Annotated in this window: 23 protein-coding genes, 1 tRNA gene and 1 pseudogene; 10 read left to right on the top strand and 15 right to left on the bottom strand. The window is 72.5% G+C overall.

The window, feature by feature from the left end; translation table 11 throughout:
• Window positions 1-110 precede the first annotated feature (110 nt).
• The 5 genes and pseudogenes from ACQ1X7_RS18590 to ACQ1X7_RS18570 form a co-directional block, all read right to left on the bottom strand.
• Complete coding sequence (locus ACQ1X7_RS18590) at window positions 111-1592, bottom strand: fused MFS/spermidine synthase (protein ID WP_432479724.1); 1482 nt, start codon at window positions 1590-1592, stop codon at window positions 111-113.
• Window positions 1593-1658: 66 nt separating this feature from the next.
• A tRNA-Asn gene (locus ACQ1X7_RS18585) sits at window positions 1659-1734 on the bottom strand.
• Between the two features lie 45 nt (window positions 1735-1779).
• A complete protein-coding gene (locus ACQ1X7_RS18580) occupies window positions 1780-2283 on the bottom strand; it encodes a hypothetical protein (protein WP_432479723.1) in 504 nt (167 codons plus the stop codon).
• Window positions 2280-4496, bottom strand: a complete 2217-nt coding sequence (gene dnaG, locus ACQ1X7_RS18575) for a DNA primase (protein WP_432479750.1) — start codon at window positions 4494-4496, stop codon at window positions 2280-2282. Before dnaG ends, ACQ1X7_RS18580 begins: the two co-directional genes overlap by 4 nt.
• A 417-nt stretch (window positions 4497-4913) precedes the next feature.
• A pseudogene (locus ACQ1X7_RS18570) lies at window positions 4914-5099 on the bottom strand (CHC2 zinc finger domain-containing protein); the annotation flags it as partial.
• A gap of 109 nt (window positions 5100-5208) precedes the next feature.
• Between ACQ1X7_RS18570 and ACQ1X7_RS18565 the strand changes: the two are divergent.
• The 4 genes from ACQ1X7_RS18565 to ACQ1X7_RS18550 are packed head-to-tail and all read left to right on the top strand — an operon-like array spanning window position 5209 to window position 7296.
• Window positions 5209-5628, top strand: a complete 420-nt coding sequence (locus ACQ1X7_RS18565; protein ID WP_432479722.1) for a phage holin family protein — start codon at window positions 5209-5211, stop codon at window positions 5626-5628.
• Window positions 5625-5882 carry a DUF3618 domain-containing protein gene (locus ACQ1X7_RS18560; protein ID WP_432479721.1) on the top strand — a complete coding sequence of 86 codons (258 nt, stop codon included), beginning with the start codon at window positions 5625-5627 and terminating at the stop codon, window positions 5880-5882. The genes ACQ1X7_RS18565 and ACQ1X7_RS18560 overlap by 4 nt, the downstream gene beginning before the upstream one ends.
• A complete protein-coding gene (locus ACQ1X7_RS18555) occupies window positions 5879-6982 on the top strand; it encodes a YihY/virulence factor BrkB family protein (RefSeq protein ID WP_432479720.1) in 1104 nt (367 codons plus the stop codon). The genes ACQ1X7_RS18560 and ACQ1X7_RS18555 overlap by 4 nt, the downstream gene beginning before the upstream one ends.
• A complete protein-coding gene (locus ACQ1X7_RS18550; protein ID WP_432479719.1) occupies window positions 6979-7296 on the top strand; it encodes a hypothetical protein in 318 nt (105 codons plus the stop codon). The genes ACQ1X7_RS18555 and ACQ1X7_RS18550 overlap by 4 nt, the downstream gene beginning before the upstream one ends.
• 18 nt (window positions 7297-7314) lie before the next feature.
• Here the strand turns inward: ACQ1X7_RS18550 and ACQ1X7_RS18545 are convergent, their stop codons facing one another.
• From ACQ1X7_RS18545 to ACQ1X7_RS18520, 6 genes are all read right to left on the bottom strand, one after another.
• A complete protein-coding gene (locus ACQ1X7_RS18545) occupies window positions 7315-8580 on the bottom strand; it encodes a deoxyguanosinetriphosphate triphosphohydrolase (protein ID WP_432479718.1) in 1266 nt (421 codons plus the stop codon).
• Between the two features lie 149 nt (window positions 8581-8729).
• The gene (locus ACQ1X7_RS18540) at window positions 8730-9638 is read right to left on the bottom strand and encodes a hypothetical protein (RefSeq protein WP_432479717.1); all 909 of its coding nucleotides are present in this window, start codon (window positions 9636-9638) and stop codon (window positions 8730-8732) included.
• Between the two features lie 159 nt (window positions 9639-9797).
• Window positions 9798-10952, bottom strand: a complete 1155-nt coding sequence (gene dusB / locus ACQ1X7_RS18535; protein WP_432479716.1) for a tRNA dihydrouridine synthase DusB — start codon at window positions 10950-10952, stop codon at window positions 9798-9800.
• Between the two features lie 47 nt (window positions 10953-10999).
• Entirely contained in the window at window positions 11000-11716 is a 717-nt protein-coding gene (locus tag ACQ1X7_RS18530) for a hypothetical protein (RefSeq protein ID WP_432479715.1), read from the bottom strand.
• 25 nt (window positions 11717-11741) lie between these two features.
• Window positions 11742-13142: a glycine--tRNA ligase gene (locus ACQ1X7_RS18525; RefSeq protein WP_432479749.1), complete on the bottom strand. Its 1401-nt coding sequence runs from the start codon at window positions 13140-13142 to the stop codon at window positions 11742-11744.
• A 65-nt stretch (window positions 13143-13207) separates the two neighbouring features.
• Entirely contained in the window at window positions 13208-13528 is a 321-nt protein-coding gene (locus ACQ1X7_RS18520; protein ID WP_432479714.1) for an antibiotic biosynthesis monooxygenase family protein, read from the bottom strand.
• 61 nt (window positions 13529-13589) lie between these two features.
• Between ACQ1X7_RS18520 and ACQ1X7_RS18515 the strand changes: the two genes are divergently transcribed.
• Genes ACQ1X7_RS18515 through ACQ1X7_RS18500 form a run of 4 tightly spaced genes read left to right on the top strand, consistent with a single transcriptional unit; the run spans window position 13590 to window position 16540 of the window.
• Window positions 13590-14537: a metal ABC transporter substrate-binding protein gene (locus ACQ1X7_RS18515; protein ID WP_432479713.1), complete on the top strand. Its 948-nt coding sequence runs from the start codon at window positions 13590-13592 to the stop codon at window positions 14535-14537.
• Window positions 14534-15307, top strand: a complete 774-nt coding sequence (locus tag ACQ1X7_RS18510; RefSeq protein ID WP_432479712.1) for a metal ABC transporter ATP-binding protein — start codon at window positions 14534-14536, stop codon at window positions 15305-15307. Before ACQ1X7_RS18515 ends, ACQ1X7_RS18510 begins: the two co-directional genes overlap by 4 nt.
• Window positions 15304-16158, top strand: a complete 855-nt coding sequence (locus ACQ1X7_RS18505) for a metal ABC transporter permease (RefSeq protein WP_432479711.1) — start codon at window positions 15304-15306, stop codon at window positions 16156-16158. The genes ACQ1X7_RS18510 and ACQ1X7_RS18505 overlap by 4 nt, the downstream gene beginning before the upstream one ends.
• Entirely contained in the window at window positions 16151-16540 is a 390-nt protein-coding gene (locus ACQ1X7_RS18500; protein WP_432479710.1) for a Fur family transcriptional regulator, read from the top strand. Before ACQ1X7_RS18505 ends, ACQ1X7_RS18500 begins: the two co-directional genes overlap by 8 nt.
• A 20-nt stretch (window positions 16541-16560) precedes the next feature.
• Here ACQ1X7_RS18500 and ACQ1X7_RS18495 read toward each other — a convergent pair whose 3' ends face one another.
• The gene (locus ACQ1X7_RS18495; protein WP_432479709.1) at window positions 16561-18234 is read right to left on the bottom strand and encodes a sensor histidine kinase; all 1674 of its coding nucleotides are present in this window, start codon (window positions 18232-18234) and stop codon (window positions 16561-16563) included.
• A 113-nt stretch (window positions 18235-18347) separates the two neighbouring features.
• Between ACQ1X7_RS18495 and ACQ1X7_RS18490 the strand changes: the two genes are divergently transcribed.
• Window positions 18348-19112 carry an isoprenyl transferase gene (locus ACQ1X7_RS18490; protein WP_432479708.1) on the top strand — a complete coding sequence of 255 codons (765 nt, stop codon included), beginning with the start codon at window positions 18348-18350 and terminating at the stop codon, window positions 19110-19112.
• Window positions 19113-19201: 89 nt separating this feature from the next.
• On the opposite strand, the gene ACQ1X7_RS18485 is transcribed toward ACQ1X7_RS18490, so the two are convergent.
• From ACQ1X7_RS18485 to ACQ1X7_RS18475, 3 genes are all read right to left on the bottom strand, one after another.
• Window positions 19202-20158: a hypothetical protein gene (locus ACQ1X7_RS18485; protein ID WP_432479707.1), complete on the bottom strand. Its 957-nt coding sequence runs from the start codon at window positions 20156-20158 to the stop codon at window positions 19202-19204.
• Window positions 20159-20366: 208 nt separating this feature from the next.
• Entirely contained in the window at window positions 20367-21095 is a 729-nt protein-coding gene (recO, locus tag ACQ1X7_RS18480) for a DNA repair protein RecO (protein ID WP_432479706.1), read from the bottom strand.
• A gap of 19 nt (window positions 21096-21114) precedes the next feature.
• Window positions 21115-21999 (bottom strand): alpha/beta fold hydrolase, encoded by an 885-nt coding sequence (locus ACQ1X7_RS18475; protein ID WP_432479705.1) that lies wholly within the window; start codon window positions 21997-21999, stop codon window positions 21115-21117.
• Between the two features lie 70 nt (window positions 22000-22069).
• On the opposite strand from ACQ1X7_RS18475, the gene ACQ1X7_RS18470 reads away from it, so the two are divergent.
• Window positions 22070-24847 carry an ATP-binding protein gene (locus ACQ1X7_RS18470; protein ID WP_432479704.1) on the top strand — a complete coding sequence of 926 codons (2778 nt, stop codon included), beginning with the start codon at window positions 22070-22072 and terminating at the stop codon, window positions 24845-24847.
• The last annotated feature ends 10 nt before the right edge of the window (window positions 24848-24857 follow it).

Here is a 24857-nt window from a genome sequence, read left to right as displayed (position 1 = left end):
GGTTCTGGTCCACCGCCGCCGGGATCGTCGGCAACCTCGGCGCGCTCGACTCGATCGCCCCGCTCTCCCGGGACGAGGTCGACCGACCTCCCGACTGACCGGCCCCTCCCTCACTCGTACGGCGTCAGCAGCTGGTCGACGGGCGCGTGGTCGTCGGTCAGCACCTCCGCGTCCTCGGCCCAGGCGTCGAGCCGGGCGCCGGCGAGGACCTCCCAGCCGGTCTCGCGGGCGTCCAGCGCCTCCTGCCAGGCCTCCGGGTCCAGCGCCCGGTCGCCGGCGAGGACCACCAGGTTGCCGCCCTCCCGACCGGCCAGCGTGTCCGGGTACGCCGCGAGCGCGACGTTCCCGAAGACCGTCTGCAGGGTGGCGACCTCGGCGCGGGCGAAGGCGAGCGGCGGGTGGTCGATGAGGTTGGCGACGTAGAGGCCGTCGGGCGCCAGCACCCGTCGTACGTCGTCCAGCGCCTCGACGGTGGTCAGGTGGAAGGGGATGCTCACCCCGCCGAACGCGTCGCCGACCACGAGGTCACGGCCGTCGTCGGGGAGCCTGCGCAGGCCGGTGCGGCCGTCCTCGACCCGCACGACGAGGTCGTCGCCGGTGCGCAGCCCGAGCCGCTCCACGTCGACGGCGACCACGCCGGGGTCGATCTCCGAGACGGTGCTCCGGGTGCCGGGCCGGGCCTCGGCGAGCCAGCGGGGCAAGGTCAGTCCCCCGCCCCCGAGGTGGTGCGCCCGCAGCGGCTCCCCCGCGGCGTACGACGCGTCGACGGCGGCCGCCATCGCGCGGATGTAGCGGAACTCGAGGTGGGTCGGGTCGTGCAGGTCGACGTAGGAGTGCCGCACGCCGTCCATCACCAGCACCCGCCCGTCGGGCCGCACCGGGTCGGCCTCGACGACCACGCAGTGGTAGGTGGTCTCCACGTCGCAGCCGCCCGGGGCCACGCCCACCGCGAGGGCCCCGACCACGACCACCGCAGCGGCTCCGCCGAGCGAGCGCCAGCCACGGACCGCGAGGTCGACGACCGCGGCGCCGGCGACGAGCAGCACCCCGAGGCCGACCAGGATCGTGCTGACCGGCAGCAGGCTCACCAGCACGAAGCCGGTGACCACGGTGCCGGCGATCGCGCCGACGGTCCCGATCCCGGACAGCCGCCCCACCACCGAGCCGGTCTCGTGGAGGTCGGTGAGCCGGAGCTTGACCACCATCGGGGTCACCGCCGAGAGCAGCGCCGCCGGCACCACGATGGCGAGCGTGGCCACGGTGAGGAGCAGGGTGCCGTCGCCCGCCTCCGCGGCCCATCGCACCGCCGCCGGCATGAGCGCGACCGCGGCCCCCGCCACCCCCAGCGCCGGGCCGAGCAGTCGTCGCGGCGGCCGGGTGTCGGCGGCCTGCCCGCCGAGCCACGCGCCGGTGGCGATCGCGGCCAGCGCGAGCCCGATCACCAGGGTGCTGGTCTCCAGGGTCAGCCCGAGGTACGGCGCCAGCAGCCGCAGCGAGGCGAGCTCGACGACCAGCACCGCACCGGACGACCCGAACACGAGCGCCCCCGCCGCCCACGGGCCCAGCGGCGAGGTGGGGGCGGGCTCGGCCATGCCGTCACCCTCTCAGAGCCGGGAAATGAGCAACGAGCACGCCCTGTCGGACGTGCTCGCTGCGGGTGGCTCCCCCGGTTGGACTCGAACCAACAACCCTCCGGTTAACAGCCGAATGCTCTGCCAGTTGAGCTACAGGGGATCGTGCCGGGTTGCGCCGCACAGGTTAGCAAGGCACCCGACCAGCTCAGAAATCGGCCGCGTCGCCCTCGCCGACCTCACCCCGGGCGGCCGCGAGCGCCGTGTCGGCGAGCGACCGGACCTCCGGGTCGTCGGGATCGATGCCCACGTCGTACTCGACGTACCAGGCGAGCGGCCGGTCGCCGCGGGGGGCGCGGCGTGCGATCACCCGCAGCCCGGCCGTGCCGCGGACGGGGACGTGCCGCTGCAGCACGACGCTGGCGGTCACCCGCTCGCGCACCAGCTCGAGGAACCTGCCGGGCTCGCCGACGGTGAAGGAGTGCTCGCGGCGCTGCTCACCCCAGGAGCCGACCTCGCTCAGCCGGAACACCTCGGAGTCGCGGTCCCAGTCGGCGGCCTCGACCTGCTCCCACGGCAGTCGGGTGCCGTCGAGGTAGACCGCGTCCCGGGTGCCGGCCAGCAGGTCTCCCTCGCCGGACTCGGCCCAGGCCAGCACCTTCTCGCCCGCCCCGACCTGCACGTCGGGGCGTGGGTCGCGTCGCAGCCTCACGGGGCGCCGACCGCGCGCTCGCGGAGGGTGCGGCGGTGCTGCTCGAGCGCGACCAGCTCGCCGAACATCCGGTTGTAGTCGGTCGGGTGGTCGACCGGGTTGGTGCGCTGCAGCTTCGACTTCAGGTCGGCGATGCGGCGCATCGCGGTGAGCTCCTGGAGCCGGTAGACGTGGGCGGCGACGTAATCGGCGTCGGGCTCCTTGGCCGTCTTCAACGGCTCGACACCGAGCGCGCTCACCGCCGAGGACACGGCCGGGTCGGTCGCCCCGTCACGCAGCCGAGCCGCCCAGCCCGGGTCCTGCGCCCCGGCGGGCGGGCCACCCGCGGCGGCGACGAGCGCCCACACCGCCCGGTAGGTGGGGTGGGTGAAGTCGTTGTCGTCGACCCCGCGGGCGGCGTGGCCGACGGCGGCGGGGTGCTGGAGGACCAGCTTGAGCGTCTCGCGCTCGATCGCGAACCGCGGGTCGCGCAGGTCGGGCAGCTGCTGGCGCGGTCGCTCGGCCGACGGCGGCTCGGCCGACGGTCGCTGCGGCTGCGGCTGGGGGCGCCGGTTCTGGGCGCGGCGGACCTCCTCGCGCGCCTGCTCGACGTCGACGCCGACCATGCCGGCCAGCTCGCGGGCGAAGGCGTCGACCTTCGAGCGGTCCCGGATGCTCGACACCAGGCGCGCGCCCTCGCGGACGGCGTCGACCCGCCCGTCGGCCCGGTCGAGGTCGTACTTGCCCACGACGTTGCCGAGCACGAAGCGGTAGAGCGGCACCCGCCGGGCGACCAGCTCGCGGACCGCGCCGTCGCCCTCCTTGATCCGCAGGTCGCACGGGTCGAGCCCCGACGGCTCGACGGCGACGTAGGTCTGGGAGACGAAGTTCTGGTCGCCGTCGAAGGCCCGCAGCGCGGCCTTCTGGCCCGCCGCGTCGCCGTCGAAGGTGAAGATCACCTCGCCGCGGAACTCCTCGTGGTCGTGGAGGAAACGCCGCAGCACCCGCGCGTGGTCGTCGCCGAACGCGGTGCCGCACGTGGCGACGGCGGTGCCGACGCCGGCGAGGTGGCAGGCCATCACGTCGGTGTAGCCCTCGACCACCACCGCCTGGGAGCTGCGGCCCATCTCGCGGCGGGCGAGGTCGATCCCGTAGAGCACCTGGCTCTTCTTGTAGATCGAGGTCTCGGGGGTGTTGAGGTACTTGGCCTCGATCTTGTCGTCGTCGTGGATCCGCCGCGCCCCGAAGCCGATGGTGTCGCCGGACGCGTCGCGGATCGGCCACAGCAGCCGCCCGCGGAACCGGTCGTACGCCGACCGCCCGATCGCCACGAGCCCGGCCGCGACGCTCTCCTCGTCGCTGAACCCCCGCTGCCGCAGGTGCCGCAGCAGTGCCTCGCCGTCGCGGGGGGCGTAGCCGTTGCCGAACGTGTCGGCCGCCGACTCGTCGAAGCCGCGCTCGAGCAGGAAGGTGCGCGCGACCTGGGCCTCGGGCCCGCGGAGCTGGTCGGCGTAGAACTCCTGGGCGACCCGGTTGGCCTCGACCAGCCGGCTGCGCTGCGGCCCGCGCGGCCGGTCGTCGCGTGGCCCGTCGCCCTCCTCGCGCCGCAGCCGGACGCCGTACTTCTCGGCGAGCCGCTCGACCGCCTCGGTGAACCCGAGCCCGTCGATCTTCATCAGGAAGGTGATGACGTCGCCGCCTTCCTGGCAGCCGAAGCAGTTCCCCGTGAGGATGTTGTCCTCCAAGGTGAACGCGTGTCCCTCGGGAACCTCGGCGCAGTAGACCTCCTCGACCCGATCGGTCTCCTCCACCGATCGCACGACCCAGCCCCTCCGGGAGAGCTGCTTGTCAGCCTCCTCGAAGCGCCGTCGGTGCTCGTCGATGACGAAGAAGTCCTTCGGCAGGTCCTCGTTGATCAGGTGGACCCGGTGCAGCTCCGAGGGGGACTCGCCGTAGCCCGTCCGCAGCTGCGTGGTGATGCCGTAAGTCCCGATGCCGAGCCGCGTGCACACGTCGCGCACGAACTCGAGAGCGGCTCGATCGGCGGAGTTCAGGATCACGGTGCCGTCCGTGGCCACGCAACCGTCCGCGGCGAAGTACCCCGCCAGCCAGCCGTACAGGTAGGACACGGATTCGTGACGGTCCGGCAGCTCCTTGAAGAAGCGCGGAAGGTGGTGAACGAGGAGATCGTCGCCAGATGCCGACGTGTGGCTGTTCGGGAACCACTTGAGCATCGCCAGATCCTTGGGCGGACACAGCAGAGCCATGCTGCCGGTACCGCTCCGGGTGCCGTCCCCGTACGTGAAGCCGTGAGCGATCCCGAACGGGGACGGCGTGCTCCGCGCCAGCCGCGTGCCCGGGAACTTCGGAGCGAGCCGGTCGCCGGCCTTCAGCTCGCTGGTCAACACCTCGCGACGCTTGCTCTGGCCCGTGCCGCTCCGGACGAACCACCGGTGGCCGTCCGTGGCGAACAGCTCCTTCGTCTGCCGGTTGCGCGTCATCGTGATCCGATGGAGCTGCTGCACGCCGTAGCTCTTGAACGGCGCGTCCACCCAGCGTCCGTCCGCACCCAGCACGCGATGGATCCCGCCGGCCAAGTCAGAGATGGCCTTGGCACCCTCCCAGGTGAGAACCCGGGTCTCCCCGGCAAGGCAATGGTAGAACCCACGCGAGGGCGTCACGTGGAACGACGGCGACTTCTCGTCGTGGAAGGGGCACAGGCCCTTCTGGGAGCCGCCGCCGGCGTTGCGGAGCGTGACGTAGGACGACACGACCTCGTCGATCCGGGCCTTCTCGCGCACCTCGGCGATGTCCTCGTCACGGATCCGGCCTGCCACGTGGCGGAGTCTACGGCGCCCCGCCCCCTCTGCGGGTCGCCCCTCCACACGGGTCACTCACCCTCCCGGGGGTTGGCATGGTCTGGGCGAAACCGGCAACGTAAAGGCCATGAGCCATCCCGACACCACGCCGGCACGGCCGCCCGACGGAGACCAGTCGCTGGGCGCCATCGTCCACGACCTGACGAGGCAGATCCCCGAGCTGATCCGGTCCGAGATCCGGCTCGCCCAGGCCGAGATGGCCGAGAAGGGCAAGCGCGCGGGGATCGGCATCGGGCTGTTCAGCGGCGCGGGCCTGCTGGCCTTCTTCGGCCTCGCCACGACGATCGCGGCCGTGATCCTTGCGCTGAGCCTGGTCCTCGACGCCTGGCTGTCCGCCCTCATCGTGGCCGTGGTCCTGTTCGGGGTCGCCGCCGTGCTCGGTCTGGGCGGGAAGAAGCAGGTCCAGGAGGCGACCCCGCCCGCACCCGAGAGGGCGGTCGAAGGGGTCAAGGAGGACATCGCGACGGTGAAGGGACAGCACCGATGAGCACCCCGAGCGACAGGAACGGGACGCCCGAGCAGATCCAGGCCGACATCGAGGCCCAGCGCGAGCACCTGGCGGACACGGTTGACCAGCTGACGGCCAAGCTCGACGTGAAGTCGCAGGCCCAGCAGAAGCTGGCTGAGCTCAAGGAGCGCGCCACGACCGCCACGGGCAAGCCCCGCCCCGAGGTCCTCGCGGCCGCTGGGTCCCTCGTGGTGACCGCAGTGTTCCTGGTGTGGTGGCGTCGGCGCTCGTGAGCCTGCGCGCCGATCGCCGTCGTGACGAGGCGACCACCCCACCGCCCGATGCAGCGTCCAAGCCGGAGAGCCCGGGCGACCTGCACACGCGCTCGTGGGTCTACGTCGTGCGCAAGACGATCCGCGAGTTCATCGACGACGAGTGCTTGGACCTCGCGGCGGCACTGACCTACTACGCCGTCTTGGCAGTGTTCCCCGCCCTGCTGGCCCTGCTCTCCCTGCTCGGGCTGGTGGTCGAACCCACGAGGGCGATTGACACCGCGCTCGACGTTCTGGGCCCGCTGGTCTCGCCTGAGCTGCTCACGATCATCGAGCAGCCCCTGCGCGACCTTGCCACCTCGAACATGGCAGGCGTCGCGCTGCTCATCGGCGTGGGAGGTGCGCTCTGGTCCGCCTCCGGGTACGTGGGTGCCTTTGGCCGGGCGATGAACCGGATCTACGAGATCGGCGAGGGTCGGCCGTTCTGGAAGCTGCGCCCGGTGATGCTGCTGATCACCCTGGTGGCCGTCGTGCTGAGCGCGGTCGTGCTCGTGATGCTCGTTGTCTCGGGCCCGGTCGCGCGGTCGATCGGCGATGTCCTGGGCCTTGGCGACGCGGCTGTCCTGACCTGGAACATCGCCAAGTGGCCCGTCATCGCCTTGGCTGTCATGGCCGTCGTGGCGATGCTGTACTACGCGACACCCAACGTGAAGCAGCCGAGGTTCCGCTGGATCTCGGTGGGAGCGGCGGTCGCCATCGGCGCGTGGCTGCTCGCGTCCGGCGCCTTCGCGCTCTACCTCGCCACCTTCGCCAGCTTCGACAAGACCTACGGCTCGGTCGCTGGAGCGATCGTGGCGCTGCTCTTTCTGTGGATCACCAACCTCGCCCTGCTCCTGGGCGCCGAGCTCGACTCAGAGCTCGAGCGGGGACGCGAGCTGGAGGCCGGTATCGCCGCCGAGGCAGAGCTCCAGCTTCCGGCTCGGGACACTCGCAACATCGAGAAGGCGGACGCCAAGGAGGCACAGGACATCGAGCGCGGGCGCGAGCTCCGCGAGCGAGCCGCCGCACAGCGCCCGGCCAATGACGCCGACCATCGACACGACAAGGAGAGTTCGACATGAGGAAGCTGACCATCCTGATCGCCGGTGCCGTGGGCTACGTGCTCGGGACCCGTGCCGGGCGCGAGCGCTACGAGCAGATCAAGGGCCTCGCGAACAAGGTGAAGGACGACCCCCGGGTGCAGGAGAAGGCCCACCAGGCCGCCGACCTGGCCAAGGAGAAGGCGCCCGTGGTCAAGGACAAGGTGCAGGACGCCGCGAGTGCGGCCTCTGCCAAGGTCAAGGACGCCACCAGCGACGACTCGCTGGAGGACCAGCTCCACCCCGACAGCACGACCCGGCAGGACGACCCCTACCCGAAGGGCGACCTGCCCTGAGCCACCGATCGTCCCGCGTCACCGGCCGACCAGCCGCTGGTGCCACGCCACCGCGCTGGCGTCGGTGAGCGAGGCGACCTGGTCGAGGACCGCGCGGCGCCGGGCCGCGTCGTCGGGCGCCCGGCGCCAGTCGTCGGCGTACGCCGTCTCGAGCTCGTCGGGCGCCCGGTCCAGCAGCACCTCGACCAGCCCGCCGAGCAGCTCGCGCTCGCGTGCGCGCGCGGCCACCCGGTCGTCGGCCTGCATGACGTAGTGGGCGGCCACGCCCTTGAGCAGCCCGATCTCCAGGCGCGCCCGCTCCGGGACCACCAGGTCGGCGCGGTGGCGCACGAACGGTCCCGGGGCGGAGTCGAACGTCGCGTCCTGCACCGCCCCGCAGAACCGGCCGATCAGGTCGCTGGTGAGGTTCTTCAGCCGCGCGAGGGCGCGGCGGCTGCCGTCGTACGCTCCGCTCGGCCAGCCCTGGACCGCCTCCAGCCCGTCGAGCGCCGGGCCGAGGACGTCGTCGGCCACCCCCGGCAGGTACCACCCGCGGACCGTCTCGAACAGCGCCGGCCGGTCCAGCCGGCTCAGGTCGATGCGGCCCGCGACGACGCCGTCCTCGACGTCGTGGACGGAGTACGCGACGTCGTCGGCGAGGTCCATCACCTGGGCCTCGAAGCAGCGCCCCGTGTCGTCGTGGCCCTCGCGCAGCCAGCGGAACACCGGCACGTCGTCGTCGTAGACGCCGAACTTGACGACGGCGGCGGTGCCGTCGGCGTGCACGCCGGACGGCGGCGCAGCGTCGGTCCGGCGCCACGGGTACTTCGTGCAGGCGTCGAGCGTCGCGCGGGTCAGGTTGAGGCCCGCCGAGGCACCGTCGGCGCCGACCGTCTTGGCCTCCAGCCGGGTCAGGATCCGCAGCGTCTGCGCGTTGCCCTCGAACCCGCCGCACTCGGTCGCCCAGTCCGCGAGCAGCCGCTCGCCGTTGTGGCCGAACGGCGGGTGCCCCAGGTCGTGGGCGAGCGCGGCCGTCTCGGCGATGTCCGGGTGGCAGCCGAGGGCGCGGGCGAGGTCGCGGGCGACCTGGGCCACCTCGAGGCTGTGGGTGAGCCGGTTCCGGACGAAGTCGTCGCTCTGCGGCCCCATCACCTGGGTCTTGGCCGCGAGCCGGCGCGACGCCGCCGCGTGGACCACGCGCGCCCGGTCACGCTCGAACGGCGTCCGCTCCGGGGCGGCGACGCGCTTGGGCGGCTCGGCGACGTACCGCTCGCGATCCGCGTCGTCGTAGCCCTCGGTGTTCATCGGGGCGACCCTAGCCGTGGTCACGCTGGCCGCGACCCGTCACCGGGTTTCGACGCGCACGTCGCGGCTTCGCAGGCTCAGCCGCGGTGCTTGCTCAACCTGGCTCGCGACGGAGCCGGCGACTGACGTCGCCGACTCCTGCTCGCACATCAGTACGTGGTGACGTGGACGTGGTCGTAGTGGTTGGCCGTGGCCGAGCCCCGGTCCTCCACGTACCGCCAGCCCTCGCCGGAGCGGTCGACCGACCAGATGCGCTGCGAGTACATGATGTAGTTGACGCCCAGCTCCTGGTAGTGGGCGCGGACGAACTCCGCGACCTCCCAGCCGGCGTCGCCGCTCACCATGATGTCGATGGCCAGGCCCTGGGCGTGCTCGCCGTCGCTGCGGTAGGTGCCGTAGGTGGTGATCTCGGGGAACGCCGCGCACACTGCCTCGTGGACCGCGATGATGTTCGGCTGGCCGTCGACGGACGTGCCGTTGGTGCAGGAGCCGCCCAGGCTCGGGGCGCCGGAGCCGGAGCCGGAGCCGGAGCCCGCGTCGGGGTTCTCGTCGGTCAGGTAGCCGCTGGTCACCCAGCGAGCCGTCCCGTCGACGACGACCTCGACCCGGCCGGCGGCCTCGCGGCCGGTGACCAGCACCTTCTTGGACTCGTCGAGGACGCCCTGCTTGCCGGCGTCCTGACCCGGCGTGGCCCAGAGGTTGAGCGGGGCGGTCGTCCAGAGCTTGGTATCGGCGTTGCGGACCGCCTGGGTGACGGCCTTCTTCTCGAGCAGGTCCTCCCAGGGCTCCTCGCGGACGATCCGGCTCTGCGAGCGCGAGACGATCTGGGGCCGCTCGAGCGCCTCGCTCGTGGTGTCGGCGGCGTCCTGGGTGGCCGAGGAGAGGCTGGTGGAGCTGCTGGCGACGAGCAGGTCCCGGGTCCCGGGGTCTGCTGCCACCACGCCGAGGCCGACGGTCGACAGGGTCGCCGCCACGGCCAGGCCACCAGCGAGATAGGGGGCTCGGGGCATGCGGAAGGTACGGCGGGCATCGGTGTCCCGCTTGTGGCTGTGGGCCACAGCGCTGATCCTTTGCTGTTGCTGACGGGGGTACGCCGCGGCTTGTGGCCACCGACGCCCGAGACGAAGTCACCGAGTGAAGCACACTCCCGAAACGGGGGGCCAATCTGGGGGTGCGTTTCGCAGGGTAATCCCCGTCACCCTACCGTCGCCGGGCCGTTATCCGCCCGTGATCTCCACAGAATCTTCACGGAGGCAGGTGTCGCGGCCGTCGGTGTCGTCCAGCCACCCCTCGGGCAGCACCACGCGCGAGCGGGGCGAACCCTGCCGGCCGCGCGGGGTCCCGAGCTCCGTCACGGGGAACGGTTCGTCGGCGTCGAGCCCCGCGAGCAGGTCGTCGAGCGCGGTGAGCGAGTCGACCAGCGCCAGCGAGTGGCGCAGCCTCCCACCCGCGGAGAACCCCTTGAGGTACCACGACACGTGCTTGCGGAACTCCTTGCAGCCCCGCTCCTCCCCCAGGTGCTCGGCCAGCAGCTCGGCGTGGCGGCGCATCATCGCAGCCACCTCGCCGAGCGTCGGCAGGGTCCGGGTGGGGCGACCGGCGAACGCGTCGGCCAGGTCGCGGAACAGCCACGGCCGACCGAGGCAGCCGCGTCCGACGACCACGCCGGCCGCGCCGGTCTGCTCGACCATGCGCAGCGCGTCGGCCGCCTCCCAGATGTCGCCGTTGCCGAGCACGGGGATGTCGACGTGCTCGACCAGGCCGGCGATCGCCTCCCAGTCGGCCTCCCCCGAGTAGGACTGCGCCACCGTGCGCCCGTGGAGGGCGATCGCGGCGACGCCGGACTCCTGGGCGATCCGGCCCGCGTCGAGGTAGGTCAGGTGGTCGTCGTCGAGGCCCTTGCGGGTCTTCATCGTCACCGGCACGCCGTACGGCGCCGCGGCCGCGACCGCCTGCTCGAGGATGTCCGCCAGCAGGCCGCGCTTCCAGGGCAGGGCGCCACCGCCGCCCTTGCGCGTCACCTTCGGCACCGGGCAGCCGAAGTTGAGGTCGACGTGGGCGACCCCGAACTCCGCGCACAGGATCTCGGTCGCCTTGCCGACGTAGGCCGGGTCGGTGCCGTAGAGCTGCACCGACCGGACCTGCTCGGCGTCGTCGAAGACCAGCATCCGCCGGGTCGTCTCGTCGCCCTCGACCAGACCGCGGCTGGTGATCATCTCGCACACGAAGAGGCCGTCGCCACCCTGCACGCGTGCTTGTTCGAGGCACAGCCGCCGGTAGGCCGCGTTGGTGATGCCCGCCATCGGCGCGAGCACCACCGGGGTGTCGACGACGAGGTCGCCGAGGCGCAGCTCGGTGGGCAGGGCGGGCATGCCGCCATTGTCCGGCAGCACCCGGCCGCCGCACGAATTTCCGGTCGTCAGCCGCCGCCCTGGTTCGACTTCTTCTTCTTCTTGTCGTCGCCCTGCTTCCCGCCGGAGCCCTGCTTCGCGCCCTGGCCCGCGCCCGCCTTGGTGAGCTCACCGGTCCAGGTGATCGGGTCGAACTCCTGGTCGGGCCGGAAGCTCACGGCCGTCAGGTCACCCTTGTCGGGCACCAGGTAGACCAGGCAGGCCTTCACCCGGTCGCCGTTCCGGAACTTCTTCGGGAAGGTCGATCCCTCGCAGGGCTCGAAGGTCCCGGTGAAGACCGAGGACTCGATCAGCCGGTTCTCGCCGTCGACGACGTAGAGCGGCACCGGACGCCCGCCCAGGTCGGTGTCGCCGACGTTCTCGACCGTCGCCCGCACGAAGTACGGCGAGGTCGAGCGGGTCTCCTTGGTGAGCTCCCAGCCCTCGAACATCGAGAACGAGGCCCGCTCGGTCGCCGTGACCGTGACGTCGAGCGCGCCGACGGCGTTCTGCCGCGGCTCGTAGGCGACGGTGGCCGACTCGCCGAGCTCGAGCTCGGAGCCCTGCGCGGTCAGCTCGACCCCCTCCGGCACGTCGAGGTACGGCGTCTCCGCGGCCGCCGGGCTGCTGTCGCTGTCGCCGGAGCCCTCGCCGCCACCGTCGTCGCCCGAGCAGCCGGACAGGACCGTCGTCGCGGCCAGGCAGAGGGCGAGCGGGACCCCGACCAGCCGGGTGGGAAGGCGCATGCGGTCATTCTGCACGGCGGTCACCTCAGCACCCGACGAATCGCTGGGCGAAGAACGAGCTCACCTGGTCCAGCCCGATCCGCTCCTGCGACATGGTGTCGCGCTCGCGCACCGTCACCGCGTGGTCGTCGAGGGTCTCGAAGTCCACGGTGACGCAGTACGGCGTCCCGATCTCGTCCTGCCGGCGGTAGCGCCGGCCGATGGCACCGGAGTCGTCGAACTCGACGTTCCAGCTCTGCCGCAGCTCGGCGGCGAGGTCACGGGCCTTGGGCGAGAGGTCGGCGTTGCGCGACAGCGGCAGCACCGCGACCTTGACCGGCGCCAGCCGCGGGTCGAGCCGCAGCAGGGTCCGCTTGTCGACGCCGCCCTTGGTGTTGGGGGCCTCGTCCTCGGTGTAGGCGTCGATGAGGAAGGCCATCAGGCTCCGGGTCAGGCCGGCGGCGGGCTCGATGACGTAGGGCACGTAGCGCTCGTTGCTCGCCTGGTCGAAGTAGGACAGGTCCTGGCCGGAGAACGTGCTGTGCTGGGTCAGGTCGAAGTCGGTCCGGTTGGCGACGCCCTCGAGCTCCTCGAAGTCGCGCCCGGAGAAGCCGAACCGGTACTCGATGTCGACGGTCCGCTTCGAGTAGTGGGACAGCTTCTCCCGGGGGTGCTCGTAGTGGCGCAGGTTGTCCTTGCTGAGGCCCAGGTCGGTGTACCAGCGGGTCCGCTCGTCGATCCAGTACTGGTGGAGCTCCTCGTCCTCGCCGGGCTTGACGAAGTACTCCATCTCCATCTGCTCGAACTCGCGGGTGCGGAAGATGAAGTTGCCGGGCGTGATCTCGTTGCGGAAGCTCTTGCCCATCTGGGCGATGCCGAACGGCGGCTTCTTCCGGCTCGAGGTCACCACGTTGGCGAAGTTGAGGAAGATGCCCTGGGCGGTCTCGGGGCGCAGGTAGTGGAGGCCGGACTCGTCCTCGAGCACCCCGAGGTAGGTCTTGAGCATCATGTTGAACTCGCGCGGCGGGGTCCACGCGCCGCGGGTGCCGCAGTTGGGGCAGGCGACCGACTCGTTGATGTCGACCGAATCGGGATCGTCGATCCCCTTCTTCTGCGCGTAGTCCTCCTGCAGGTGGTCCTCGCGGAACCGCTTGTGGCACGACTGGCACTCGGTCAGCGGGTCGCTGAAGGTGCTCAGGTGGCCGCTGGCCTCCCACGTCCGGGTCGGCAGGATGACGCTGGAGTCGAGGCCGACGACGTCCTCGCGGGCGGTGACCATCGAGCGCCACCACTGCCGCTTGATGTTCTCCTTCAGCTCCACGCCGAGCGGACCGTAGTCCCAGGCCGAGCGGGTGCCACCGTAGATCTCGCCGCACGGGTAGACGAAGCCCCGGCGCTTGCAGAGGGAGACGACGAGGTCGAGGGTCGATGCGGGTGGCTTGGCCACGGTGGAGCTCACTTCCTGGGTGTCGGGCCGGCTGGCTGCCGGGCTGACGTGTGACGGGCGAGGGATCAGCCTAACGATCGGCTGTCTGCGACGTTCAGGTCGGTGCCCGGCTCGACGGACTCGTAGGCACTCGGCTCCTCGATCGCTCGACCGAGCACCGGTACGGCGTGCAGCTTCACGTCGTACGCCGACAGCGCGCGGCGGTAGGCGCCGACGTGCTCCCAGCGGCTGACCAGGGTCCAGAGCGTGGGGTCGTCGACGTTGCGCCCGACGTGGCTGGCGAGGTGACCGGGCCGCTCGGCGAGTGCGGTCCGCGCACGCTCGAGGTCGTCACGGAAGACGGGGGCCTCGGCCTCGGGGACCCGGAACCTGTTCACGACCAGCACGGCAGCAGTATCCACGACCCGTGTTTGACAATGGTTCTCAACGACGCTGAGAATCATTCTCATGTCGCTCGTCACCCGTTCGCGGACCCTGCTCGCCGCCCTGCTGCCGTCGGCGGTCCTCCTTGCCGGCTGCGGCTCGCTGGGTGCGGACGAGGGATCGGAGGGCCGTGAGGTCGTCGCGGCCTTCTACCCGCTGGCGTGGGTCACCGAGCGGGTGGCGGGCGGCGACTGGATCGTCTCCAACCTGACGGCCCCGGGCGGCGAGCCCCACGACCTCGAGCTGTCCATCGACGCGACCGCGCGACTCTCCGACGCCGACCTGGTCGTTCACCTCGACGGCTTCCAGCCCGCGGTGGACGACGGCATCGAGGCCAACGCCTCCGGAGCCGTCCTCGACGCGGGCGAGGTGGTGGGCCTCCAGCCGCTCACGGACCACGACGCCCACGACCACGCGGAGTCCGAGCCGGAGGACCACGACGACCACGACCACGGCGACCTCGACCCGCACTTCTGGCAGGACCCCGACCGGATGGCCCTGCTCGCCGTGGCCGTGGCCGAGGAGCTCGGCCGGCTCGACGAGGCCCACGCCGACGACTACACCGCCCGGGCGGAGCAGGTGGTGTCCGACCTCGAGGCGCTCGACCGGGAGTACGCCGAGGGACTGCGCGACTGCGAGCGCGACGTGGTCGTGGTGAGCCACGACGCCTTCGGCTACCTCGGCAGGTACGGGCTGCACCTCGAGCCGATCGCCGGCCTGTCCCCCGACGCCGAGCCCACGCCGGCGGCCCTGGCCGACCTCGGCGACCTGATCCGCGAGGAGGGCGTCACCAGGGTGTTCTCCGAGCGGTTGGCCAGCCCCGCCATGGCCGAGACCCTGGCCTCCGACCTCGGGGTCGGGACCGGCGTGCTCGACCCGATCGAGGGGTTGACCGACCAGACGGCCGACGAGGACTATCTGTCGCTGATGCGGGCCAACCTCGCAGCACTGGAGGAGGCGAACGGCTGTTGAGCGGGGTCGTCGACGTACGCGGGCTGCGGGTGGTCATCGCCGGCCGGCCGGTGCTGCACGACGTCGACCTGGCGGTCCCCGCCGGCCAGTTCGTCGCGCTGATGGGCGCCAACGGGTCCGGCAAGTCCACCCTGGTCCGTGCGGTGACCGGTCTGCGGCCGGTCGCCGCCGGTGAGGTCGAGCTGTTCGGGACGCCCCTGTCACGGTTCCGGGCGTGGCACCGGGTCGGCTACGTCCCGCAGCGCACGGGCGCCGCGTCCGGCGTACCGGCCTCGGTGCGGGAGGTCGTGGCGTCGGGTCGCCTCGGCCGCCGGCGGCTGCTCACCCCCCTGTCCGGTGCCGACCGCCGGGCCGTCGCCGACGCGCTCGCGGTCGTGGGGCTCACCGACCGCGCGGCCGACAGCGTGGCGACCCTCTCCGGCGGGCAGCAGCAGCGGGTGCTGATCGCACGCGCCCTGGCCGGCGAGCCGGAGGTGTTCTTCCTCGACGAGCCCACGGCCGGCGTCGACCTCCCCCACCAGCAGGCCCTCGCCGACTCGCTCGGCGTGCTCAAGGAGCGGGGCGCGACCATCGTGCTCGTCGCGCACGAGCTCGGGCCGCTCGCACCCCTCGTCGACCGGGCGGTGGTGCTGTCCCACGGCGACGTGACCTACGACGGTGCGCCGCTGGCCGACACCGACGTGCACGTCCACCACCACGCACAGCAGGCGCGCCACGATCACACCCCCCACGTCGGATCCCCGCTCGACACCCTCCAGGAGCCGTCGTGATCGAGCTCCTGGCGCTCCCGTTCATGGTCCGGGCCCTGCTGGCCGCCGCGGTCACCGGGCTCGCGGCCCCGACGATCGGCACCTACCTCGTGCAGCGGCGGCTCGCCCTGCTCGGTGACGGGCTCGGCCACGTCGCGGTGACCGGGGTCGCGCTCGGTCTGCTCACCGGTACCTCGCCCACCTGGTTCGCCGTCGCGGTGGCGGTCGTCGGCGCCGTCGCGATCGAGGTCATCCGGGAGCGCGGCCGCACCAGCGGTGACGTCGCCCTGGCCCTGCTGTTCTACGGCGGCCTGGCCGCCGGCGTGCTGATCACCGGCCTCGCCGGGCAGAGCGCGTCCCGGCTGCAGGAGTACCTGTTCGGGTCGGTCACCAGCGTCTCGGCCGCCGACGTCCTCGTCACCGTCGTGCTCGCCGCCGTCGTGGTGACCGCGTGCCTGGGGTTCCTGCCCCAGCTCTTCGCCGTCTCCCAGGACCAGGACTTCGCCCGCGTGGCGGGCGTCCGGGTCCGCCTCTACAACCTGCTGGTCGCCGTGCTCGCCGCCGTCACGGTGACCGTCGCGATGCGGACCGTGGGGCTGCTGCTGGTGTCCGCGCTGATGGTGGTGCCTGTCGCGACCGCCCAGCAGCTGACCCGCTCGTTCCGCTCGACGATGGGGACGTCGATGGTGCTCGGGCTCGCCGCGTCGCTCGGCGGGCTGGCGCTGGCGGCGTACCTCTCCACGTGGGGGCTGGACGTCGCCCCCGGGCCGACCATCGTCCTGCTCTCGCTGGCCGGCTTCGCCCTCGCCTGGCCGCTCGGGGTGTGGCAGCGCACCCGGCAGCGCCGGGTCGCGGAGGTGGTCCATGGCTGAGCAGCCGCTCCGACTGACCCGGCAGCGCCAGGCGGTCGCCGACGTGCTCGCGACGCTCGACGACTTCCGGTCGGCCCAGGAGATCCACGAGCTGCTGGCCGGTCAGGGCCAGGCGGTGGGGCTCGCGACCGTCTACCGCACCCTCCAGCTGCTGGCCGACCACGACGAGGTCGACGTGCTCCGCGGCCGCGACGGCGAGGCGAGCTACCGGCGCTGCTCCGCGACCCACCACCACCACCTGGTGTGCCGTTCCTGCGGCGCCACGGTCGAGGTGGAGGGCCCGGCGGTCGAGCAGTGGACCCGGACGGTCGCGGACCAGCACGGGTACGCCGACGTCAGCCACACCCTCGAGATCTTCGGCGACTGCCCGCGCTGCCGCTGAGCGGGCGTCCGCGGCGTCCGTCAGATCGCGGTGACGCCCAGCGGCAGCCGCACCCGGAACAGGCTGCCGCGACCCACCTCGCTGTCGACCTCGATCCGCCCGCCGTGGCTCTCGACGATCGACTTGGCGATCGAGAGCCCCAGGCCGACGCCCTGGATGCTCTGCTCCTCGGCGTGACGGGCCCGGTAGAACCGGGTGAACAGGTGGTCCCGGTCGTGGGAGTCGATGCCCATCCCGGTGTCCTCGACGGACAGCTCGGCGCGCTCGCCGTCGACCCCCAGCGCGACCCGCACCCGCCCGCCCCGCGGCGTGTACTTCAGCGCGTTGGAGAGCAGGTTGTCGGCCACCTGCCGCATCCGGTCGCGGTCGAGCAGCATCTCCAGCGACGGCGGGACCTCCGAGACCAGCTCGACCCCGGACGTCGTGGCCACCGGCCCGGCGGCCGCCACGGTCTCCCGCACGATCGCAGCGAGGTCGCCACGGGTCCGGACCACCCGCAGCGGGCCGCCGTCGATCTGGGCGGTCTGGAGGAGGTCGGCGACGAGCCTGCCGAGCCGCTCGGAGTTGCGGGCCACCACCTCCAGCTTCTGCCGGGCGGCCGGGGAGAGGTCGTCCTCCTCCATGAGCAGGTCGACGTAGCCGCGGATCGAGGTGAGCGGGGTGCGGAGCTCGTGGGAGACCGACGCCACGAACTCGTCCTTCACGCGCAGGGCGCGCATGTAGTCGGTGACGTCGTTGTAGGCGAGGGCCGCGCCCCGGAAGGTGCCGTCCTCGTCGCGCACGGCGCGGGCGGACACCGACATCGCCCGCCAGGTCAGGGGGTCGTCGCCGACCCAGATCCGGACGTCGTCGAACTCCTCGCCCTTGACCGCGCGCGTCGTCGGCATCTCCTCGCTGGTCAGCCGCCGGTCGCCGTTCTCGTCGAACACCAGGCCCAGCTGTCCGACCCGTCCGCGGTGGCCGTCCGGGAAGGCCACCCGCATGAAGTTGCGGTGCCGACGGTTCATCGACTGGTAGTTGCCGTCGGCGTCGAGCAGCAGCAGGCCGACGTCGACGGTGTCGATGATCGCGTCGGAGACCCTCCCCTGGTGCTCGATGAACTCCAGCGCACCGGCGAGGCGGTCCCGGTCGGCCTCGGCCACCGCCCGCTCCCGACGGAGCTGGGCGAGGGTGCCGCCGATCGCCTGGGCGGCCCACGCCCCGAAGGTGCCGACGAGGGGGATCAGCAGGGCGCGGGAGATGTTGTCGCCGGTCGACTCGAGGACCAGGAGCCCGGGGACGCTCACCGTCGCGAGCCCGGCGACCAGGGTGATCCACACCCCGCGCCGCCCGAGAGTGCGCCCCAGCCAGTACGCCGGGAGCAGGACCAGCACCCCGGCGCCGGCCCCGAGCGTGCCGAGCCGCGAGATCCCGACCACGGCGATGTCGATCACCGGCAGCACGGCCAGGGCGAGCAGCGGAAGCCGGTCCCACGGCACGGCCACCGACAGCACCAGGGCCAGGGCGGCCATGCCCAGGGCCACCAAGGGGTAGGGCCCCATCGCCTCCAGACCACGCACGAGGCTCCGCACCAGGAAGTCGACGGCGACCAGGGCGGTGAACACGCCCTGCATCAGCGCCGTGGGGGGATGCTCACCCAGCAGGGGTGACTCACCCGAGGCCGGCACGGCGGCAGGCGGAGTCGTGGCAGCCACGTGCCCCCCTTCCCTACCCCCGTCGCCGTGATGATCCCAAAACCCGAACCGTTTGGGGAGCCCTGGACCGGACCGCGCCGCCCCTCCCGGGTCTGCTCTGACATCCTGCCGGGGTGAGACGCAGCGTCCGTCCTCCCACACCGCACCCGTCCGGCGCGGTGCCGCCCTCGGTCCCGCGGGAGCTGGTCCCGCGCCACGTCGCGATCGTGATGGACGGGAACGGACGCTGGGCGAAGCAGCGCGGGCTGCCTCGCACCGCCGGGCACGAGCGCGGCGAGCACGCCCTGTTCGACGTCGTGGAGGGGGCGATCGAGATCGGGGTGCAGGCGATCTCGGCGTACGCCTTCTCCACCGAGAACTGGTCCCGCTCCCCCGACGAGGTCCGGTTCCTGATGGGGTTCAACCGCGACGTGATCCGTCGCCGCCGCGACGAGATGCACGCCATGGGGGTGCGGGTCCGGTGGGCGGGCCGGGCCCCCCGCCTGTGGAAGTCGGTCATCAAGGAGCTGCAGGTCGCCGAGGAGCTGACCCGGCACAACGACGTGCTGACCCTGACGATGTGCGTGAACTACGGCGGACGCGCCGAGCTCGCCGACGCCGCCCGCAGCATCGCCCAGGAGGTGGCCGCGGGCCGCCTGCGCGCCGACCGCGTCGACGAGTGGACCTTCGCGCGACACCTCTACGTCCCCGAGGTCTCCGACGCCGACCTGGTCTGGCGCACCTCGGGGGAGCAGCGGCTCTCCAACTTCCTGCTCTGGCAGGCGGCCTACTCCGAGCTGGTGTTCACCGACGTCCTCTGGCCCGACGTCGACCGCACCCACCTCTGGCAGGCCATCGAGACCTACGCCCGCCGCAACCGCCGCTACGGCGGGGCGTGATCGGGGTTGTCGGTTTCCCCGCTCAGGCGGGGAAACCGACGGTTGGCGGAGGATGCTTCCCCTGCCAACCGCAAGACTCGCCCACCGGGTCAGGCGCCGAGGAAGCTCCGACGACTCTCGAGGATCCGGTGGATCCGGCGGGCGGTGTGGACAGGGCGTTCGAGATCGGCCCAGGTGATCCGGATGCAGACCCACCCGGTGAGCTGACAGATGCGCTCTTCGCGGCGCTTCTCCCGGAGGAGGAAGTCCTCGAGCGACTCGTTCGCGCGGCGGAACCTCAGGTACTTCTCGCGGCCGTCGAACTCGAGGAACACTCCTCGTTCGGGCCAGCCGAAGTCGGCGTACGCGAAGACCAGGCCGCGCTCGTCCACGACCGGCACCTGCGGTGTCGGCCGCGGGAGGTGCTGCGCCCAGCAGAGAAAGCTGGTGCGGGACTCGCCCGCGGACTCGATGCGGGCATCGCAGAGCCGCAGCACGATCGTGGTCGTCAGCGAGTCCGGCCAGTGCTTGAGCGCACCGGCCGTGGCGGCGAGCTCGGCCGCCGTGCAGGCGCGTGAGTGAAGCAGGCCGTTGACCGTGACGAGGGCCGACTCCACCTCGGTGATCGAGCAGACCTCGATCGCGCACCGCGACGGCCGGGCAACCCGGATCCCGTCGATCTCCTCGACGTCCGCCTCCGTGAGGACGCCGCGATGGTGAACGACCCCCGCCTCGCGCCGCCCCGGTACGCCGTCGGTGCGGGTGAGGTGGACCTCCTCGAGGCTCACGCCCCACACCGGTGCGCCGTGCTCGACGGCAGCGGAGAGGTGGGTCACCACTGACGAGGGGTGAGCGCGCCTGAGCACCGCGCGAATCAGGACCCGATGACGATCAGCCGCCCCCAGCGAACGCCACAGATCGCCGGCCACGTACGCCCCGTGGCGTACGCGATGCAGGTCACCGCACTTCACGCGCGTCCGGATCTGTCGGTCGGTGTAGCCCTCCGCCAGGAGCTCGCGTCGGAGGATCACGACGTCCCGGAGGTCGACCCGCTCTGAGATGGACATGCGCGAAGCCTGCCCTCCGCCTCGGCATCGCGGAACGGGTTCATCCGCGGCCTGTGGACAACGCGTCAGGGCCACACCCACCCGCGCACGGCGCTTGTCCGAGCCTGGTGGGCGAGTCGTGCGCCTGGCGGAGCAAGTTACCTCCGCCAGGCGTCGGTTTCCCCGCTCAGGCGGGGAAACCGACACCACGGCGGAAACGATCTCCTGCTCAGCGCTCGACGTACTCCAGCGAGCGCAGGCCGCGCTCGAGGTGCCAGGCGAGGTACGCCGCGACCAGGCCGCTGGCCTCCCGGAGGTGACGCGGGTCGGCGGCGTGGACCACCGGCCAGTCGCCGGCCAGCAGCGCGCCGAGCACCGCGATCGTCCCGGGCGCGGGGCCGGCCGACCCGGGGACCCGGCAGTCGGCGCACAGGACCCCGCCGGCGGACGGGCTGAACCAGCGGTGCGGGCCGGCGTCGCCGCAGCGGGCGCAGTGCTCGAACGACGGGGCGTAGCCGGCCACCGCGAGCGAGCGGAGCAGGTAGGAGTCGAGGACCTGGCCGGGCGGGTGCTCCCCGGCGGCCATGGCCCGCAGCCCGCCGACGAGCAGCAGGAACTGCTGCACCGCCGGCTGCTTCTCCTCGGTGACCAGCCGCTCGGCGGTCTCCAGCATCACGGTGCCGGCGGTGTAGCGGTCGTAGTCACCGCCCAGCCGGGACGCGAACGGGTCCAGCGACTCGGCCTGGGTCACCACGTCGAGGTTGCGCCCCTCGGCGAGCTGGAGGTCGACGTGGGTGAACGGCTCGAGCCGGGAACCCCAGCGGGAGGTGGTGCGACGCACGCCCTTGGCGACCGCGCGGACCCGCCCGTGCTGACGGGTCAGCAGGGTGATGATCCGGTCGGCCTCCCCCAGCTTGTGGGTGCGCAGGACGACCGCCTCGTCGCGGTAGAGCGGCACCCGCCCATTGTGCCGCGCCTCAGGTGCTCCCGCCGGTACGCCGTCGGCGCGCCCGGGTCCGGACGCCGGACCGCTCGTCCTCCCAGCAGGAGGTCGCGAACCCGATGGCCAACTGGTCGAGCCGCTCGGGGCGGACCCGCCACTCCAGGATGCTCCGTGCCCGCACGAACTCGGCGTTCGGCAGCTCGCGCGCCAGCATCGCGGCGTCCGCCGCCGGATGGATCGGATCCGCCGGGTGGCCCACGACCATCGCGGGGGCGCTGATCTCCCGCCGTTCCCGGGACGACGGCGCGACGCGGCCGAAGAACAGCCCGTGGATCACCGCGGCGACCGACGCCGGCCGCTGGTCACAGGTGTCGAGGGCGATCCCGGCCCAGAACGGCACCAGTCCGCGCGGCACCGGACGGGTGACCCACCGGAGCGCCGAGACGCTCAGCGGCAGGAACCGCGCCGCGAACATGAGCGGGGAGAAGGCGATGATCCCCGCCTCGACCGCGTTGTCGAGCACCGGCATCTCCAGCAGCAGGCCGGCGACCCGCTCCGGCGCCAGGACCGCGAGCTCGAGCGAGACGTTGGCGCCCAACGAGGTGCCTCCGACGACGGCCTGCTCGACGCCGAGGTGGTCGAGCAGGGCCTGCACCTGGTGGGCGAACGCGGTCATGGAGTAGACGGTGGGGTCCTCCGGCCGGTCGGAGCGGCCGTGCCCGAGCAGGTCGAGCGTGACCACGTGCAGCCCCTCGGCCGCCAGCGTGCGCGCGAGCGGCTCGTGCATCCGCCGCGGCATCAGCTGGCCGTGCAGCAGCACCACCCAGCGCTCGCCCGAGCCGTACTCGGTGTACTCGAGCCGGTCCCGCCCGGCCTCGTCGTCGACGAAGAACTGCCCGATGCGTTCGGAGACCAGCATCCCTGCACACTATGTCCGGGGAGCGCACGAATGCCTGCCAAACCCACCTGGCATGGACGAGACTGCCTCCATGAGCCACGCGGGCAGGGGCTGGGCCCCGCCGGCTGTCGCCGCTGCTGCCTACCTGACCGGCGTCTTCCTGGCCGGTGTCGGTGCCGCCTACTACCGCCCGGAGGGCAGCAGCGTCGCGTTCTGGTGGCCGGCCGCGGGCCTCGCGGTCGCCATGGTCGCGAGCCTGCCGCGCGCATGGGCGCCCGGGCTGGCGGTCGCCGTGGCCGTGGTCTCCGGGGCGGCCAACCTGGCGGGAGGCCAGACCCCGGAGCTGTCCGCGGCGTACGGCGTCGCGAACGCGCTGGAGGCGCTGGTGGCGGGGCTCGCCCTCAAGGACCGCTCCGGCCGCATGGTCCGGCTGACCCAGCTCTCCCACTTCCTGCGGCTGTTGGCCGCCGCGCTGGCCGGCGCCCTCGTCGTCGGGGTCCTGGCCGGTGCCGCTGCGGCGGTGCTCGAGGACGGGGCGTTCCTGCCGACGATGCGCAACGTGGTCGCCTCCCACACCGCGGCGACCATGGTCATCGTCTCGGTCGTGATGTCCTGGGACCACCGCTCCGGCCTGGCGGGCCGCTCCGAGTACGTCGCCCAGGTCGTCGCGCTGTCGCTGGTGATCGCGGTGGTGTTCGTCCCGTTCCACTCGCTACCCCTGTCGTTCGTCCCCCTGCCGTTCCTCGTGTGGGCCGCGCTCCGCCTCGACCCGCGGACCGTCACCCTCGAGCTGCTGCTGTCGTGCCTGGCGGCGGTGCTGCTGACCGCCCGAGGTCGCGGTCCGTTCGGCGACGTGGCGGAGACCTACATCTCCCTCGAGCAGGCCGCCCCGCTGGTGCAGGCCTACATCTTCGCCACCACGCTCGTCGCCCTGCCCCTGACGCTGGCGGTCACCCAGCGCGCCCGCGCCCTGGAGGCGCTCTCGGAGCGGGAGCGACTGTTCCGCCGCAACTTCACCGAGTCGATGACCGGGATGGTGCTGCTGGCCCGGCGCGGCGACCGGCTCGAGATCGTCGACGCCAACGACGCCGCACTGGAGATGCTCGACGACGGGCGCCACGGCGTCCTCGGTCGCTACCTCGACCGGGTGCTCACCGGGGCGTCCACCCTGCGCAGCGTGAACCTCGACCGCGGCTCGGGCGAGCTCGAGGGGTGGCGGGGACACGTGGGCCTGGCCCACCGCCCGGGCAGCAACGTCAAGGTGGCGATCTCCCCGCTGACCAGCGGCGAGGAGCCGACGTACGCCGCCCAGCTGCTCGACGTCAGCGCGGAGTACGACGCCCTGGCCCGCACCGCCGCCGCCGAACGACTCACCAGCGCGACGCTCGACACCACCCGGTGCATCATCCTCGTCGCCGACATGTCCGGCACCGTGGTCCGCGTCAACCACGCCACCACCGCGATCACCGGGTTCCCGGAGGAGCAGCTCCTCGGCCGGCCGGTCTGGGAGTCGATCGTGCCGACCTACCGGGTGCCGGTGGTGCAGGCGATGTTCGCCGAGCCGGACGGGTCAGGCATCCCCGGCACCGGGGAGGCCGACGTCTGCACCGCCGCCGGCGAGACGCTGCGGGTGGTGTGGACCAACGACCTGGTGCGTGACGCCGACGGCACCCCGCAGCACGCCGTCATGACCGGCGTCGACGTCACCGCCGAGCGGACGACCGCGGGCCTGATGACCAACCTGTTCCAGGCCGGCATCTCCACCGCGATCATCGGCATCGACAGCGGCGGCCGGATCACCCTGTTCAACTCCGGCGCCGAGTCGCTCGTGGGGTGGACCGCCGAGGAGGTCCGGGGCACCCTGTTCACCGACCTGCTGGAGCCGGAGGAGCTCGCCGAGCGCACCGGCCGGCCGGGCGCCGGGTGGAGCGCCCTCACCGCACTGGTCGGCGACGGGCACGAGTCCCAGCTGACCGACTGGACCTGGCGGACCGCCACCGGCGGTCGGCGTACCGTCGCGATGACGCTGAGCGGCGGCGGCAGCCAGTTCGGCGCGCAGACCGGCTACCTCGTCGTGGGCCGCGACGTGACCGAGCAGCGGCACTCGCAGGTGCTGCTGATGGCGGCGCTGGAGAAGGAGCGGATGGCGGCCGACCGGCTGCGCCAGCTCGACACCGCCAAGAACGAGTTCGTGTCCACGGTGAGCCACGAGCTGCGCACCCCCGTGACCAGCATCGTGGGGTACGCCGAGCTGCTCGCCGACGGCTCGCCCGTCGAGCCGGATCCCGAGCAGCTGCCGCTGCTCGACACCATCGCCCGCAACGGCGCCCGCCTCATCTCGCTGTGCAACGACCTGCTCACCCTCGCCGGGCTCGACTCCGAGGGGCCGGCGTGGACCCGGACGGCGGTCGACCTGCGGATGCTGGTCGACCAGGCCGAGGACTCCCTCCGCCCGACCGTGCGCGAGCGCGACCTGGCCCTCACCTTCGACATACCGTCGGAGCCGGTGACCGTGCTCGGCGACGCCATCCAGCTGGAACGGGTGCTGCTCAACCTGCTCTCCAACGCGGTGAAGTTCACCCCCGACGGCGGCTCGGTCACCACCCGGCTGCACACCGAGGACGGCGAGGCCTGCGTCGCGGTCACCGACACCGGCATCGGCATCCCCCGCGAGGAGCAGGACGAGCTGTTCCAGAGGTTCTTCCGCGCCTCGACGGCGCAGGACCTCGCCATCCAGGGCACCGGGCTCGGCCTGTCCATCGTGGCCGGGATCGTCGCCGTGCACGGCGGGCGGATCGGCGTGGAGTCGGAGTCCGGTTCCGGCACCACGTTCTCGGTGCGGCTGCCGCTCGCCACGGCCCGGCCCTGAGCCCTGGGAG

Origin of the sequence: Nocardioides sp. GXQ0305 (genome assembly GCF_050880345.1) — a bacterium.
Classification (GTDB): Bacteria; Actinomycetota; Actinomycetes; order Propionibacteriales; family Nocardioidaceae; genus Nocardioides.
Note: the sequence above shows the minus strand (reverse complement) of the source record. Positions and strands in the feature narration are given on the sequence as shown.